This is a genomic window from Nonomuraea sp. NPDC054003 (assembly GCF_055585125.1).
Window position 1 is genome coordinate 503655 of record NZ_JBVJKR010000006.1, and the last position, 15171, is coordinate 518825.

16 protein-coding genes are annotated in these 15171 nt (G+C 71.8%); 9 read left to right on the top strand and 7 right to left on the bottom strand.

Annotated features, from left to right (window positions below):
- Nucleotides 1-7: 7 nt before the first annotated feature.
- The 5 genes from ACZ6YG_RS18955 to ACZ6YG_RS18975 are packed head-to-tail and all read right to left on the bottom strand — an operon-like array spanning nucleotide 8 to nucleotide 4160.
- The gene (locus ACZ6YG_RS18955; RefSeq protein WP_466018721.1) at nucleotides 8-1216 is read right to left on the bottom strand and encodes a CaiB/BaiF CoA transferase family protein; all 1209 of its coding nucleotides are present in this window, start codon (nucleotides 1214-1216) and stop codon (nucleotides 8-10) included.
- Nucleotides 1209-1919 (bottom strand): 2-oxo acid dehydrogenase subunit E2, encoded by a 711-nt coding sequence (locus ACZ6YG_RS18960; RefSeq protein WP_466018722.1) that lies wholly within the window; start codon nucleotides 1917-1919, stop codon nucleotides 1209-1211. The genes ACZ6YG_RS18955 and ACZ6YG_RS18960 overlap by 8 nt, the downstream gene beginning before the upstream one ends.
- Nucleotides 1916-2158 carry a biotin/lipoyl-containing protein gene (locus ACZ6YG_RS18965; RefSeq protein ID WP_148029776.1) on the bottom strand — a complete coding sequence of 81 codons (243 nt, stop codon included), beginning with the start codon at nucleotides 2156-2158 and terminating at the stop codon, nucleotides 1916-1918. The genes ACZ6YG_RS18960 and ACZ6YG_RS18965 overlap by 4 nt, the downstream gene beginning before the upstream one ends.
- A gap of 2 nt (nucleotides 2159-2160) precedes the next feature.
- Nucleotides 2161-3177 (bottom strand): alpha-ketoacid dehydrogenase subunit beta, encoded by a 1017-nt coding sequence (locus ACZ6YG_RS18970; RefSeq protein ID WP_466018723.1) that lies wholly within the window; start codon nucleotides 3175-3177, stop codon nucleotides 2161-2163.
- Nucleotides 3174-4160, bottom strand: a complete 987-nt coding sequence (locus tag ACZ6YG_RS18975; protein WP_271280440.1) for a thiamine pyrophosphate-dependent dehydrogenase E1 component subunit alpha — start codon at nucleotides 4158-4160, stop codon at nucleotides 3174-3176. Before ACZ6YG_RS18975 ends, ACZ6YG_RS18970 begins: the two co-directional genes overlap by 4 nt.
- 332 nt (nucleotides 4161-4492) lie before the next feature.
- On the opposite strand from ACZ6YG_RS18975, the gene ACZ6YG_RS18980 reads away from it, so the two are divergent.
- From ACZ6YG_RS18980 to ACZ6YG_RS19005, 6 genes are read left to right on the top strand one after another with little or no spacing between them, the layout of a single operon-like run.
- Nucleotides 4493-5341, top strand: a complete 849-nt coding sequence (locus tag ACZ6YG_RS18980) for an ABC transporter ATP-binding protein (protein ID WP_271280439.1) — start codon at nucleotides 4493-4495, stop codon at nucleotides 5339-5341.
- Complete coding sequence (locus ACZ6YG_RS18985; protein WP_397198674.1) at nucleotides 5338-6051, top strand: ABC transporter ATP-binding protein; 714 nt, start codon at nucleotides 5338-5340, stop codon at nucleotides 6049-6051. Before ACZ6YG_RS18980 ends, ACZ6YG_RS18985 begins: the two co-directional genes overlap by 4 nt.
- 13 nt (nucleotides 6052-6064) lie before the next feature.
- The gene (locus ACZ6YG_RS18990) at nucleotides 6065-7108 is read left to right on the top strand and encodes a branched-chain amino acid ABC transporter permease (RefSeq protein WP_345483029.1); all 1044 of its coding nucleotides are present in this window, start codon (nucleotides 6065-6067) and stop codon (nucleotides 7106-7108) included.
- Entirely contained in the window at nucleotides 7108-8274 is a 1167-nt protein-coding gene (locus tag ACZ6YG_RS18995; RefSeq protein ID WP_466018724.1) for a branched-chain amino acid ABC transporter permease, read from the top strand. The genes ACZ6YG_RS18990 and ACZ6YG_RS18995 overlap by 1 nt, the downstream gene beginning before the upstream one ends.
- A 31-nt stretch (nucleotides 8275-8305) precedes the next feature.
- Nucleotides 8306-9736, top strand: coding sequence for an ABC transporter substrate-binding protein (locus tag ACZ6YG_RS19000; protein WP_466018725.1), 1431 nt, complete (start codon nucleotides 8306-8308; stop codon nucleotides 9734-9736).
- A 56-nt stretch (nucleotides 9737-9792) separates the two neighbouring features.
- Entirely contained in the window at nucleotides 9793-10692 is a 900-nt protein-coding gene (locus ACZ6YG_RS19005; protein WP_466018726.1) for an SDR family NAD(P)-dependent oxidoreductase, read from the top strand.
- Nucleotides 10693-10706: 14 nt separating this feature from the next.
- On the opposite strand, the gene ACZ6YG_RS19010 is transcribed toward ACZ6YG_RS19005, so the two are convergent.
- Complete coding sequence (locus tag ACZ6YG_RS19010; protein WP_466018727.1) at nucleotides 10707-11594, bottom strand: SDR family NAD(P)-dependent oxidoreductase; 888 nt, start codon at nucleotides 11592-11594, stop codon at nucleotides 10707-10709.
- Nucleotides 11595-11666: 72 nt separating this feature from the next.
- On the opposite strand from ACZ6YG_RS19010, the gene ACZ6YG_RS19015 reads away from it, so the two are divergent.
- Together ACZ6YG_RS19015 and ACZ6YG_RS19020 are read left to right on the top strand one after the other, a co-directional pair.
- Nucleotides 11667-12647 carry an aldo/keto reductase gene (locus ACZ6YG_RS19015; protein ID WP_466018728.1) on the top strand — a complete coding sequence of 327 codons (981 nt, stop codon included), beginning with the start codon at nucleotides 11667-11669 and terminating at the stop codon, nucleotides 12645-12647.
- 15 nt (nucleotides 12648-12662) lie between these two features.
- On the top strand, nucleotides 12663-13448 hold the full coding sequence (locus ACZ6YG_RS19020) for an enoyl-CoA hydratase/isomerase family protein (RefSeq protein ID WP_148029787.1): 786 nt from the start codon (nucleotides 12663-12665) through the stop codon (nucleotides 13446-13448).
- Nucleotides 13449-13580: 132 nt separating this feature from the next.
- Here the strand turns inward: ACZ6YG_RS19020 and ACZ6YG_RS19025 are convergent, their stop codons facing one another.
- Nucleotides 13581-14459, bottom strand: a complete 879-nt coding sequence (locus ACZ6YG_RS19025) for an LLM class flavin-dependent oxidoreductase (RefSeq protein ID WP_466018729.1) — start codon at nucleotides 14457-14459, stop codon at nucleotides 13581-13583.
- A gap of 197 nt (nucleotides 14460-14656) precedes the next feature.
- On the opposite strand from ACZ6YG_RS19025, the gene ACZ6YG_RS19030 reads away from it, so the two are divergent.
- Nucleotides 14657-15169: a flavin reductase family protein gene (locus ACZ6YG_RS19030; protein WP_187280996.1), complete on the top strand. Its 513-nt coding sequence runs from the start codon at nucleotides 14657-14659 to the stop codon at nucleotides 15167-15169.
- Nucleotides 15170-15171: the final 2 nt, after the last annotated feature.

The window sequence follows — 15171 nt, forward strand, 5'->3', positions numbered from 1 at the left end:
GTCCTCGTCAGATGACCTGGTCCGCGCGCAGCCGTGTCATCGTGCCGGCGTCCAGGCCGAGGATCCCGCCGTAGACCTCGTCGTTGTGCTGTCCCAGCTCCGGGCCCAGGGTGTGGACGCGGCCCGGCGTCTCCGACAGCCGGGGGGCGACGTTCTGCATCGGGAAGGAGCCCAGCCGGTCGTGGATGAGCCGGACGACGGCGTTCCTGGCCTCGAAGTGCGGGTCGGCCAGCATGTCCGGTGCGGTGTAGATCAGACCGGCCGGCACCCCCGCTTCGTGGAGGCGTTCCAGCAACGCGTCGCGATCCTGTTCCCGCGTCCAGGCGGACACCAGTTCGTCCAGCTCCGCCTGGTTCTTCCCGCGCGCGGTGTGGGTGCCGAACCGTTCGTCGCCCTGCCACTCCGGGCAGCCCATCACCTCGGCCAGCCGGTTGAAGACCGTGTCGCGGTTGGCGGCGATCAACACGGCCGAGCCGTCCCGCGTGGGGTAGACGTTGCTGGGCGCGACGCCGGGGAGGATCGATCCCGTCCGCTCGCGCCGCGCCCCGGCCAGCTCCCATTCGGGCAGGATCGACTCCATGAGCGCCAGCACGGCCTCGTAGATGGCGGAGTCGACCACCTGGCCCCGCCCGGTGCGCTCCCTGGCCAGCAGCGCCATGACCGTGCCGAGCGCGGCGAAGGTGCCGGCCAGCGAGTCGCCGATCGAGATGCCGGCGCGGCTCGGCTGCCGGTCCGGCTCTCCGGTGAGGTACCGGAGGCCGCCCATCGCCTCGCCGATCGACCCGAAGCCCGCCCGCCCGGCGTAGGGGCCGTCCTGGCCGTAGCCGGTCACCCTCGTCACCACCAGGCCGGGGCTCAGCTCGGCCAGGGCGGCCGGCCCGAGTCCCCACCGTTCGAGCGTGCCGGGCCGGAAGTTCTCGATGAACACGTCCGCGCCGGCCAGCAACTGACGCAGGAGCTCCTGGCCCTCGGCCTGCCGGAGGTCGCAGGTGATCGACTTCTTGTTGCGGGCGATGATCGGCCAGGTCAGGGAGAGCCCCTGCGGCCGATGACTGCCCCACTGCCGCATCGGGTCGCCGCCGCGCGGATCCTCGACCTTGATCACTTCCGCGCCGAAGTCGCCGAGCAGCTGCCCGCAGAAGGGACCGGCGATGAGTGAACCGGTCTCGACGACCCGCAGCCCTGCCAACGGCCCGCCGCGCCGCTCGTCAGCCACCACCGGCCACCTTCCCTTCGGCGTTCTCCAGGCGTTCGCGCACCCGGGCCAGGAAGGCGGCGGCGTACGCCCCGTCGAAGACCCGGTGGTCGAACGACATCGTCAGCACGGCGACCAGGCCCACCTCGACCCGAGAGCCGTCGGCCACGACCGGCCGTCGCGCGATGGTGTCCATGGACAGGATCGCCGCCTGCGGCTGATTGATCACCGGGATGGTGAACAGCGTGCCGGAGCGGCCGAGGCTCGACAGGGTGAACGTGCCGCCCGCCATGTCGGCGACGCCGAGCGCGCGCGAGCGAGCCCTGCCGGTGACTTCGGTGATGCGCTCGTGCAGCCCCTCGACGTCGAGCTCGTGGGCTCCGCGGATCACCGGCACGACCAGGCCCTCGTGGCTCATGTCGACGGCGACGCCGAGGTTGACGTGCTCGAAGACCCGGATCGAGCCGTCTTCCCAGCTGGAGTTGACCAGGGGGAAGTCGGCCAGGGCGCGGGTGACGGCCCAGGCCGTGTAGGCGGGCACGGCGGGCCGGGCCGCCGACGCCCGCCGCGCGGCCTCCACCGCGTCGAAGCGGACCTCGACGGCCATCGCCGCGTGCGGGCTGGTGGCCAGCGAGCGCACCATGTGCTCGGCGGTGCGGCGGCGGATGCCGCTGGCGCGCCGTACCGTGCTGGGGCCGCGCGGGTCGGTCGTCACAGCGCTCACGGCGCGTCGCCGACGATGACGGCCAGGACGCTGCGCACGTCGACGACGTCCCCCGGCTCGACCTTGATCCGCAGGGTGCCGCCGGTCGGGGCGGGCAGGACCTCGCGTGCCTTCTCGGCCTCGATCTCGACCAGGTCCTGGCCCTCTTCGACCCGCGCGCCGTCCTCGAAGTACCACTCCAGGATCTCCGCTTCGGACATGCCCATGCTCAACTGCGGGAGGCGTACCTCGGTTTCCACGCTCACTTCTCCACTCCGAGCACGCGGCGCACGGCCGCGACGACCTTCTCCTTGGACGGGTAGATCTGCTTCTCCAGCACCGGGCTGAACGGCACGTGCATGTCGTCGCTGGTGACCCGCAGCACGGGTGCGCGCAGGCTGCCGAAGCCCTCCTCGACGAGGTGCGCGGCGATCTCGCTGGCGGCGCTGCAGGTGCGGTTGGCGGGGTCGACGATCACGCAGCGGCCGGTCTTGGCGACCGAGGCGAGGATGGCGGGCCAGTCCATCGGCACCAGCGTGCGCGGATCGACCACCTCGACGGAGACGCCCTCGCCGGCCAGGCCCTCGGCCGCGTCCAGGGCGTGCCTGACGCCCCCGCCGATGCCGATGACGGTGACGTCGGTGCCTTCGCGCGGCACCGACGCCACGCCGAACGGGATCAGGTGGTCGTCGTCCTCCGGGGCCGCGCCACGGCCGCGGCGGCCCCACAGGGTGGCGTCCTCGAAGCAGAGCACCGGGTTGTCGTCGCGGATCGCCGTCTTGAGCAGGCCCTTGAGGTCGGGGCCGTTGCTCGGCACCATGATCTTCAGCCCGGGGACGTTCATGAACATCGGGTACGGGCGGTCGGCGTGGTGCGCGGCGGTGCCGCCGTGGTAGTACAGCGCCTGGCGGAACACCACGGGCATCCTCGCCTGGCCGCCGAACATGTACCGGTTCTTGGCGACCTGACTGACGAACTGGTCCATGGCGCAGAACATGAAGCTGGCCACCGTCAGGTCGACGATGGGGCGCAGCCCGGCCATGGCGGCGCCGGCGGCCATGCCGACGCTGGCGGCCTCCGACAGCGGCAGGTCGCGGATGCGGCTGGGGCCGAAGTCCTCCAGGAAGCCCTGCGCGGCGCCGAAGACGTTGGCGCGCAGGTCCTGCCCCATCAGGATGACGCGCTCGTCACGGGTCATCTCCTCGTGCTGCGCCTGCTGGATGGCCTGGAGGAAGCCCAGTTGCGCGGCGCGCCTGGCGGCCGCGGGCGCGGTGCTCATGTGGACGCCCCTTCGACGTAGTAGAGATCCCGGTACGCCTCCTCGGGCTCGGGATACGGGCTGTCACGCGCGAACTCGACGGCCGCGGCGACCTCGGCCCGCACCTCGGAGTCGAGCGCCTCGACGGCGGCCTCGTCGGCCAGCCCTTCGTCGAGGAGACGCCGGCGGAACAGGTCGATCGGGTCGCGCTCCTGCCGCCACACGTCCACCTCGGACTGGTCCCGGTAGCTGTTCTTGACCCGCAGGCCGTAGGCGTGTTCATGGAAGCGGTAGGTCTTGGCCTCGACCAGGCTGGGGCCCTCGCCGCGACGGGCGCGGGCGACGGCCGCGGAGACCGCCTCGTAGGTCGCGACCGGGTCCTGCCCGTCGACGGTGACGCCGGGCATGCCGTAGCCGGTGGCGCGCACCGAGATGTCCTCGACGGAGGTGAGCTCCCCGGCGCGCACGCTGACGGCCCATCCGTTGTTCTCGCAGAAGAAGACGACCGGCAGCTTCCACACGGCCGCGAGGTTCATCGACTCGTGCAGGACGCCCTCGTTGGCGGCCCCGTCGCCGAAGAAGCACAGCGCGACCAGGCCGTTGCCCAGCACGTCGGCGGCGAGACCGGCGCCGACGGCGACGGGTATGGCGGACCCGACGATGCCGGACTCGCCGAGGCTGCCGACGGAGAAGTCGGCCAGGTGCATGCTGCCCCCCTTGCCCTTGCAGACGCCGCCGGCCTTGCCGAGCAGTTCCGCCATGAGCCGGTCGAGGCGGGCACCCTTCGCGATGGGGTGGCCGTGCGAGCGGTGGTTGCCGGTCATGTAGTCGTCCGCGGTCGTCGCCAGACAGGCGCCCGCGATGGCGGCCTCCTGACCGATGCTCAGGTGCACCATCGCCGGCAGCTCGCCGGCGTGGAAGAGCTCGATCGTGGCCTCTTCGAACAGACGGATACGCAGCATCCGTCGCAACATCTCCAGCGCGAGATCGCGCTCCAGGTTCATACAGTCCCCTTCCGCTGTTCGTGCCTCGGCGCCCCCCGCCCACCAGCTGAATCAGCGGGTGTATCACAATGGGTGATCTAGGAGGGACAGCCTGGCGGCGCAGCTTCAGGCCGTCAGCGTCTGTGTTGACGTAGTGAATCCCATCCCCCGGGTTTCCGTCAACGTCAGTGGTGACGTTGCTCGCGGGCTCGACAGATAAACGGCCGTGACCTCTTGTGCTAACCCGAACCCGAATGCAAAGCTGCGTCAACACCAACGACGACGTAGACGCAGTCACGTCCTAGCGGCCCGCGTGCGATCCCGCCCCTGGAACATCACAAGGAGGAACGGGGATGAGCGGCATCAAACGTTCTTTCACCCTCAAGACTCGTCCGCCAGACACCGACCCCGCCCCCGGCACCGCCGGCAGCCCGTCGGGCGAGACGCTGCTGACCGTCCGCGGTCTGACCGTGCGGTTCGGTGGGGTCACCGCTCTGGAGGACGTCTCTCTACAGGTGCGAAGCGGCGAGATCTGCGCGCTGATCGGCCCCAACGGCGCCGGCAAGACCACAGCGTTCAACAGCGTCAGCCGCCTCGTCCAGCCCGTGGCCGGCGCCATCGCGTTCGACGGCGCCGACCTGCTGCGCGCCCGGGCCGGCGACCTCGCCGCCCTGGGCATCGCCCGTACCTTCCAGAACCTCGCCCTGTGGCCGGGGCTCACCGTGATCGAGAACGTCATGGTGGGCGCGCACAGCCTCGGGCGGACCGGATTCCTCGGCGCGCCCTTCGGCTGGGGGGTGCGCTCGGAGCACCGCGAGCTGACCGAGCGGGCGTACGCCGCGCTGGCCGTGCTCGCCATCGAGGATGTCGCGTTCCAACCCTGCCAGGGCCTGCCCTTCGGCACCCTGCGGCGGGTGGAGCTGGCCCGCGCGCTGGTCACCCGGCCCCGGCTGCTGATGCTCGACGAACCCGCCGCCGGCCTGACCCAGGGCGACGTGCGAGACCTCGGCACGTTGCTGCGCGCCCTGCGCGACGAGCTCGGGCTCAGCCTGCTGCTGGTCGAGCACCACATGCAGCTCGTGATGGACATCGCCGACTACGTCGTGGTCCTGGACTCCGGGCGCAACCTGCTCTCGGGACGTCCCGACGAGATCCGCGACGACCCCCGCCTCGTCGAGGCGTACCTGGGGAGCCCGCGATGACCGAACCCCTGCTCCGCATGAGCGGCGTGCGCGCCTATTACGACGGCGTCGAGGCCCTGCACGGCATCGACATCACCGTCGACACGGGGGAGGTCGTCGTCATCCTCGGCGCGAACGGCGCGGGCAAGACCACCACGTTGCGCTCGATCTGCCAGCTCACCACCACCACAGGTGAGATCCGCTTCGACGGCGACCTCATCTCCGGGGCCTCCACCAGCTCGATCGTCCGCCGGGGCATCGCCATGGTGCCGCAGGGCCGCGGCACGCTGGGTGACCTCAGCGTCGAGGACAACCTGCTCGCCGGCGCCGTAACCCGGCGTGACAAGGGCGTGGCCGACGACATCGCGTCCTGGTACGAGACCTTCCCCCGGCTGGCGCAGCGGCGCCATCAGACCGCGGGCAGCCTCAGCGGCGGCGAGCAGCAGATGCTGGCCATCGCGCGGGCGCTGATGCTCCGTCCCCGGCTGCTGCTGATGGACGAACCGTCGCTGGGCCTGGCCCCGGTGATCGTGCGTGACCTGTTCGACGTGCTCGCCCGCATCAACCGCGAGCGCGGTGTGGCGATCGTCCTCGTCGAGCAGAACGCCGTGCTCGCGCTGGACATCGCCCAGCGCGGCTACGTACTGGAGGCCGGGAACCTCGTCCTGTCAGCGTCCGCTGACCAACTGCGGCAGGACGACGCCGTCCGGCTCGCCTACCTCGGAAACTGAACCAGGAGCTTGCATGGGCACCGTGTTGTCCCAGGCGGTATCCGGCGGTCAAGCCGACCTCGACGTCGTCGCCGCCCGCCGCCGGCGGGCGCGGCTGCGTGCCGTCCTCGTCGTCATCGTGCTGCTCGCCGCCTTCTCCGTCTGGGCCGTCATCGACGGCGGCGCGCAGCTGTACCTGCAACGGTTCTTCGACGGCATCACCAACGGACTGCTCTACGGCCTGGCCGCGCTGTCCCTGGTGATCGTCTTCAAGGCCACCGGAATCATCAACTTCGCCCAGGGGCCGATGGCCATGCTGGGCTGCTATCTGGCGCTGACCGTGCTGGAGATGTGGCCGATGCCGGTGCTGCCGGCGATCGTCATCGCGATGGTCGTCTCCGGCCTCGGCGGAGCCGTGCTCGAACGCGTGCTGATCCGCCCGTTCGACCCGGACAACCACATGGCGATCATCATCGTCACCCTGGCGCTGTTCCTCGGCTTCAACGCGCTGGCCGCGCTGGTCTGGGGCTTCCGGCCGCTGAGCTTCCCCAGCCCGTTCCCGCAGGGCACCGCGGACGCGATCGAGATCGCCGGGGCCCGCCTGTCCTACCAGGCGATCGGCACGGCGCTGCTGGTGGTGGGCGCGGTCGTGGTGCTGGAACTGGTGCTGAACCGCACCCGTCTCGGCCTCTCCTTCCGCTGCGTGGCCAACGACGTGGCGAACTCCCGGTTGCTCGGCATCGACATCGGCCGCACCGTGCAGTTCAGCTGGGCGCTGGCCGCCGCCGTCGGCACCCTGGGCGCCTGCCTGATCGCCCCGTCGACGTACGTCGACCCCGGGTTCATGAACAAGATCCTGGTGTACGCCTTCGCGGCGGCCACCCTGGGCGGCCTCGACAGCATCCGGGGAGCCCTGGCCGGCGGCCTGCTGACCGGCCTGAGCGTCTCGTTGGTGACCGGATACCTGCCCGGCGTGGGCAGCGAACTCGGCCTGGTGGTGGGCTTCGCGATGATCATCGCGGTGCTGCAGTTCAAGCCGGCCGGACTCTTCGGCAACCGAGCGATGGAGCGTGTGTGATGCCGCTGCGGATCGAACGGGGCAGCCGCCGGCACCGGCTGCTGCGACTGGCCCTGGCCGGCGGAGCGGCGGTGCTGCTGCTCGGCCTGCCGCACCTGCTCGGCACCGTGTCCCAGGTGGACACGCTCTCGCAGATAGCCGCCTACTCGGTGGCCATCCTCGGACTGATCATCCTGATGGGCTACTGCGGGCAGATCTCGCTGGCGCACAGCGCGTTCATCGGGCTGGGCGGCTACACCACGGTGATCCTGGTCGCCGACCACGACTGGCCCTACCTGGCGACCATCCCGGTCTCCATCGTGATCTGCCTGGCCGTCGGCGCGCTGATCGGCATCCCGGCACTGCGCATCCGGGGCCTGTACCTGGCCGCGGTGACGCTGGCGGTGGCGGCGCTGTTCCCGGCGCTGGTCATCCGGTTCGAGGAGCTCACCGGCGGCACCAGCGGCAAGTTCGCCCGCGAGGCCATGCAGGCGCCGGAGTGGTTCTTCGTCAACCCCTACACCCGCGTCGGCCCCTCGATCGTGCGCTTCTACGTCATCGCCGCCGTGGCCGTGCTGGTCTTCCTGGTGGCGCGCAGCATCCTGCGCAGCCGGATCGGCCGGTCGATGGTGGCGCTGCGCGAGGCCCCGCTGAGCGCGGCGGCCAGCGGCGTCCAGGTCGCCCGGGTCAAGATCTTCGCCTTCGCGATCAGCGGGGCCTTCGGAGGAGTGGCCGGATCGCTGCTGGCGATCCAGCTGCCACAGGCGTCCGACACCCGCTACACACTCGACCTGTCGATCTTCCTCCTGGTGGCGCTGGTCGCCGGGGGCAGCGGCACCATGCTGGGCGCGATCCCCGGCGCGATCATCTTCGTCACCCTCCGCACGTTCGTCTCCGACTGGGCCGCCGCGCTGCCGGCGTTCCAGGGCAGCGACGGCGGCCAGATCGTCGGCATCATCTCCTGCCTGCTGCTGCTGGCGATCGTCTTCCTGATGCCGACAGGAGTGGCCGGCGGCCTGGAGAAGGCCGGCCGGCGGCTCGTCCAGTTCACCGACCCCGTCCCCGCGGGCTGGCGCAGGTTCCAGCTTTCCGCATCCTCCCAACCGACGCCGTCTGCGGACGCAGGGGGATCCCAGACAGCGTCGTCCCCGCAACCGGAGAACTCCGGTGCACCGACGAAAGGCTGAGCTCGTGTTCTCAACGGTACGACCCGCGGCTGTGGCCGTGGTCCTCCTGGCCGCGGTGAGCCTGACCGCGTGCTCCCATGACAAGCAGGCGGCCACCGCGGAGATGTGCGTCTCCGGGGCCGAGCAGAACGTGACCGCCGCCGCAGACAACCCGAACATCCCCAAGGCCGAGGTCGACGCCTCGCTCGGCCAGGTCGGCGACGGGTGCGTCTTCCGCGGCTCCGGCGGCTTCCAGCTGGACGTGTCGAAGTGTCCCACCGACTACGACATCAACACCGGCATCACCGACAAGGAGATCCGGCTGTTCACCAGCATGCCGCACAGCGGCCCGCTCGCCGCGTACGGCTACATCGGCGACGGACTGAAGAACTACCTCTCGTACGTCAACGCCAACGGCGGCGTCGGCGGGCGCACCATCCAGCTCGACATCCTGGACGACCACTACCAGCCGGACCTGACCCGCAAGAACGTCGACAAGGCGATCCAGGAGAACAAGTACGCGGCCAGCGTGGCGATCCTCGGCTCGTCCAACAACGGCGCCATCCGCGACGTCATGAACGACGAGTGCATGCCGCACCTGCTGGTGGCCTCCTCCGAGGACCGCTGGGGAGACGTCGAGAACTACCCGTGGACCACGGGCATGGGCCTGAACTACGGCAACGAGGCCGGGCTCTGGAAGCGCTGGATCTCCGACAAGTATCCCGACGGCGCGACCGTCGCCGTGGTCGCCATGAACAACGACTTCGGCAAGGCGTACGAGGCCGCCTTCACCGACGCCGCCGAAGGCAGCAACATCAAGATCGTCGCCAAGGAGCTGATCGACCCGTCGGCGCCGAACATGACCGACCAGCTGACCTCGGCGGCGGCCAGCAAGGCCCAGGTCGCCATCTTCGCCGTCGCCGGCACGTTCTGCGTGCAGGCCATCGGCGGCGTCGAGCGCAGCTCGTGGGACCCGGACGTGATCACGGGCAACTCGTGCGCGCAGATCGAGACGTCGCTGGCGCCGCTGCAGAAGGAGGGCCTGACCGGTGACGGCACCATGGTCATCCAGTACTACTACAACCCGAGCGACCCGGCGAACAAGGCGCCGGAGTACGCCGAGCTCTACGCCGAGCAGATGAAGAAGGACGGGCTGGACCCAGAGGTCGCGCAGTACACCAACGGCTGGTTCTGGGGCTGGTACCTCGTGGCGGTGCTGCGCAACGCCGACGCGATGCAGGGCGGGCTGAACCGCGCCAACATCGCCGTGGCCGCGCGCACCATCAGCCAGCCGTACCCGCTGCTGGTCGAGGGGCTGACCTCGAAGATGAACGGCGTGGAGGACGCCTACCTGTTCGAGGGCGGCCAGATGTTCCGCTACGAGGGAGCCACCACCAGCAAGATCGGCGAGTGGAAGCCGATCGGCGAGCTGATCAACCGTGAGGGCAGCACGGGCAACTTCACCAAGCTCAACCTGCAGTGACCGGCGGCCGGGGTGCGCGACGGCGCGCACCCCGGCCATCGACGAAGGAGTGACACATGCCCGAACTCGACTTCGACGGCGCGGTGGCGGTGGTGACCGGCGCCGGGCACGGCCTGGGCCGGGCGTACGCGGGCGAGCTGGGCCGGCGCGGCGCGCGGGTGCTGGTCAACGACCTCGACGCCGAGGCCGCCCGATCGGCCGCGCGGGACATCGCGGACGCCGGCGGCGTGGCGGTCGCCGAGACGAGCAGCGTCGCCGACCCGGCCGGCGGTGAGGCGATCATCGCGGCGGCCGTGGACGCCTTCGGCCGGGTGGACGTCCTGATCAACAATGCGGGCGTCGGACGGCCCAAGGACTTCGGCGACGTGGGCATGGACGACGTGCACCTGTCGCTGTCCGTGCACCTGCTCGGCGCCTACCACCTGATCGTCCCCGCCTGGCGGCACATGGCCGCCCAGGGCGGCGGCTCGATCGTGAACACCTCCTCGTCGGTCGGCCTGTTCGGCCAGAAGCGCTCGGCCGTCTACGCCTCGGCGAAGATGGGCGTCGTCGGCCTGACCCGGGTGCTGGCCGCGGAGGGCGCCCCGCTCGGCATCCGGGTCAACGCCATCGCCCCGGTGGCGAGCTCGCGGATGGCCGCCGACGTGTACGGCAAGCTCGATCCCAAGCTGGACCCGGCGCGCGTCGCGGCGGTGGTGCTCGCCCTGGCGCACCGCGACTGCCCGGTCACCGGCGAGGTCGTCTCCGCCGGTGGCGGCCGGCTCGCGCGCATCCTGATCGCGACGACAGACGGCTACTTCTCCCCGGACCTGACGGTGGAGGAGGCCGCCGCCGCACTGCCCTCGGTGGTGGCCGGCGAGACGGCGGTGCGGGTGCCGACCTGCGCCATGGACGAGATCGACCTGATCCGGCAGTGCTTCCCGGATCTCGACGGCTTCCCGATGCCGCTGCGCTGACGGCGCCCGCCACGTCAGCCGCGCCGCCGCGGCGGGAGCCGTCCCTGCCCGCCGTAGGGCTGGAGCCCGGCGCCGAGATCACCGTCGAACGCCGCGGCGACGTCCGCCGCGCTCCACCGCTCCCGTACGGCGTGCGGAGCGTCGGCGAGTCCCACGTGCGGCACGATGCCGAGACGCCGGCCGTCGAAGCTGAAGAACTGCCCGGTGACGCCCTCCGATGCGTCGCTGAGCAGGTAGGTCACCAAGGGCGCCACGGCGGCGGGCGACATCCCGTCGATGCCGTCGAGAGGGGCGCCCGCGCCGTCCGGCGTGGGGGCGCGGCTGATCGCGTCACGGGTCATCCGGGTCAGGGCCTTGGGCGACAGGGCGTTGACCCGGATTCCTTCGGCTTCGAGGTCGAGAGCGGCAGCCCAGGTCAGCGCCGTGACGGCGCCCTTGGTCATGGCATAGGCCGCCATGTTCGGGTAGCCGAACATGGCCAGGGACGAGGCGTTGACGATGGACCCGCCGCCCGCGCCCCGCATCGCCCGGGCCGCCGCGTCGAGGCAGTACGCGGTGCCGAGCACGTTGACGCCGACGGCTTCCCGCAGCCGGCGCGGGTCCTCGTTCCAGGGCAGCGCCTCGTGGTAGAGCCCGGCGTTGTTGACCAGGCCGTCCAGGCGGCCGAACGCGGCGACGCACTCCCCGACCAGGGCCGCCGCCTGGCCGGGGTCGGCTATGTCGCTCGGGACGGCCACGGCGCGCCCGCCCGCCCTTTCGATCTCGGCGGCGGTCTCGCCGGCGGCCCCGGCGTCGACGTCGTTGACCACGACGGCGGCGCCGTGCCGTGCGGCGTCCACGGCGTAGGCACGGCCCAGCCCCCGGCCGGCCCCGGTCACCAGCACGGCACGTCCGACGAGCATGTCGAACTCCTTCTGTCAGCATTGACGTAGACGCTGACGAAGCTTAGGGTCGCACCCGAAAGGGGGTCAAGAATGCAGGACACCAGGCTGGACCGGCTCTGCTTCGGCAGCGGCCCGATCGGCGGCCTCGCCGCGGCGGGCGGCGACACCGGGCCGGAGCGCGCCGAGGAGATCGCCGTCGCGGCCGTCGAGGCCGCCTGGGAGTGCGGCCTGCGCAGTTTCGACACCGCTCCCAGCTACGGGGACGGCGCCGCCGAACGCCTGCTCGGCACCGCGCTGCGCGGCCTGCCGCGTGACCGGTTCACGGTCAGCGGCAAGGTCGGGCGCCGGACGATGGCGATCGCCGACCCGTACCGGCTGGACGGAGCCGCCGCCCGGCGGGAACCCCGCTTCGACTTCACCGCCGCCGGGGTCCGGCGCACCGTGGAGACCTCGCTGGAGCGGCTCGGACTCGACCGGCTCGACACGGTCTTCCTGCACGACCCCGACGACCTGCTCGGTCCCGCGCTCGACGAGGCCGTTCCCGCCCTGCACGAGCTGCGCCGGGCGGGCGCCGTCGGCGCGATCGGGGTGGGCACGACCCGGCCGCGGGCCGCCGAGGCGCTGGTCGCCGCCGGGGCCGTCGACACCGTGATGATCGCGGGGGAGTGGAACCTGATGCGGCGCTCGGCCGCCACGCTGCTGGCCCGCTGCCATGAGGCCGGGGTTCCCGTGCTGGCCGCCGCGCCGTACGCCTCCGGGCTGCTCGCCGTCGCCCGGCCCGGGCCCGGCCTGCCCTACCTCTACCGAGCGCCGTCGCCGTGGCTGCTGGAGGCCGCCGGCCGGATGGCCGACCGCTGCCGGCGCCACGGCGCCGAGCTGCCCCAGGCGGCGATCCAGTTCCCGCTCCGGCATCCGGCCGTGACCCAGGTGGTCGTCGGCATGCGCGACGCCGGCGAGGTCGTCGCCAACGCCGCGCGGTTCACCACCGATCTGCCCGAGGCGCTCTGGGCCGAGCTGGACACGCTCTGGGCCGGGCTCGGCACACCGCCCGGGGAGTCCGTCCCGACATGACCGAGGAGGCCGTACGTGCTGCGCCAGGAGAACTATCGCAGGATCGCCATCGAGCGGCGTGGGGCCGTCACCGTACTCACGCTGAACCGCCCCGAGCGGCGCAACGCCGTCGACGACGTCATGCACTCGGAGCTGTCGACGCTGTTCCGCGAGGCGCGGCGGAGCACTGACGCCGAGGTCTACGTGCTCACCGGCGCGGGGGAGGCCTTCTGCGCCGGCGGGGACACCGACCCCGGCCGTCCCTATGCCTCGCTCACCGGCCTGACGCCGATCCAGGAGGCCGCCGAGATCGTCTACGGCATCCTGGAGCTGGACCAGCCGCTGATCGCCGCGGTCAACGGCGACGCCACGGGGCTGGGGGCGATGCTGGCCTCCGCCGCCGACGTGTCCTTCGCCGTGCCTTCGGCCCGCTTCGGTGACGCGCACGTGCAGGTCGGGCTGCCCGCCGGCAACGGCCCCGCCGCGCTGTGGCCGCTGCTCGCCGGGCCGCAGCGGGCCAAGCGGCTGCTGCTCGGCGGCGAGATGATCAGCACCGACCAGGCCGTCGCCTGGGGGCTGCTGCACGAGCTGGTCACCGAGGGTTCCGCCCTGGACGCCGCCCTGGCGCTGGCCGGACGCTGGGCCGAGTTGCCCCGCGCGGCCGTACGCGGCACCAAGGCCACGATCAACGCGGCCGTACGCGCGGCGGTCGCCCAGGTGCTGCCCCTGTCGCTGGCCCTGGAGGAACAGGCGATGGCCGCCCCCGACTTCCGCCGGCGACTCGCCGCGGCGCACGAGACACGGCGAGCCGCCACGGGCTGACGCCCGCAGCGCCGGACGACCTCCGTGACGGCGCTCAGCCGCCCCGCAGCGCCGGACGACCTCCGTGACGGCGCTCAGCCGCCCCGCAGCGCCGGACGTCCTTCGCGGCGGGCCGCTGCGAGCTGACGGCGCTCAGCTGTTCCGCAGTGCCGGGATGACATCTGTGACGATGCGGCGGACGGTGTCCTCGTCGGCCTGGCCGTGCGGCCAGTAGTCCTGCGGTGGCCAGTAGAAGACGAACCGGTCGATGCCGGCCGCACGGTAGCGGGAGACGAAGCTCGCGAAAGCGTCCGGGCCGGCCCACATGTTCTCCGAGCTGACCAGCGGGCGGCCGGTCAGCAGCGTCCGGCCCAGCGTGGCCGGGTCCCGGCCGGCCTTCTCACACGCGCGTTCCATCCGGCGCACCTGGCGGGCGGTGCGGTCGAGGTGCTCGGCCGCGGGCAGGCCGAAGCCGCCGAAGGTGCTCCAGGCGTCCCCGTACCGCGCGGCGGTGGCCATGGCGTGCGGTCCGTGGGCGGCGACCGTGAGCGGCGGACGCGGGGATCGCACCGGCCGGGGGCCGAGCGGCGGGATGCGGGAACGGTAGTACCGCCCGGGCTCGACAGGCTCGCCGCGCAGGACCCGGTCGACGAGCGTGACGGCCTCCCGGAACCGCTCCGCGCGCTCCCGCCCCGGCCACGGTCGCGAACCGGCCAGCGCGTGGTCGGAGTCGGCGTACCCGGAGCCGAGGCCGACCTCCAGCCGCCCCTGGCTGATCCGTTCCACGGTCAGGGCCTGGCGGGCCAGCAGCGCCGGATGACGCACCACCGGGCTGGACACCAGGCTGCCCAGGCGGATCGTCGTGGTCGCGGTCGCGAGGGCCGCCAGTGTGCTCCAGGCCTCCAGCCAGTCCTGCGCGGGATCCGCCGGGCTGGTCAGGTGGTCGTCGACCCACGCGTGGTCGAATCCGAGCCGTTCGGCCAGCAGGCAGTGGTCTCGCAGCGTCTGCCAGGACACCTTCGGAATGAGCATGACGCCGAAGGCCGGACCCGCCGGGGGATTTCTGTCAGCATCCACGTTGACGCAAACTAGGCGCGATGCTAGCGTGACGTCAACATCAATGGTGACGTGCACGCGGAAACCCGGCGCGTACCAGCAGACTCGATCCAACGACCTGGGAGACGAGGCAGATGGTGGTCCGAACCCCGACCCGTCGGCCAGCGGTCGACATGTTCGACTCCGATCGGTTCCGGCAAGTGATGGGCCACGTCCCGACGGGGGTGGCCGTGGTGACGGCGATGACGCGACAGGGCCCGGTCGGGCTCACCGTCGGGTCCTTCGTCTCGGCGTCACTGGACCCGCCGCTGGTCGGCTTCCTGCCGGCCCGGACGTCCACGACCTGGCCGCTGATCGTGCCGCTCGGCACCTTCTGCGTGAACGTCCTCGGCGAGGACGACGAGAGCCTGTGCCGCGGCTTCGCGCGATCGGGTGGCCGCAAGTTCGACGGGGTCGACTGGACCTTGTCCGAGGCCACCGGCTCGCCCGTCATCTCCGGGGCGCTGGCCTGGTTCGACTGCGCCTTCGAGCACAGCTACCCGGCCGGTGACCACCTGTTCGTCCTGGGCCGCGTGCTCGACCTCGGCGTCCGCGCGCAGGGCCGACCCCTGATCTTCTGTCATGGCCGCTATCAGCAACTGGCCACGGGCTCCACGGCCGGCAGCGCCGTATCCTTTGGAGGATAAAT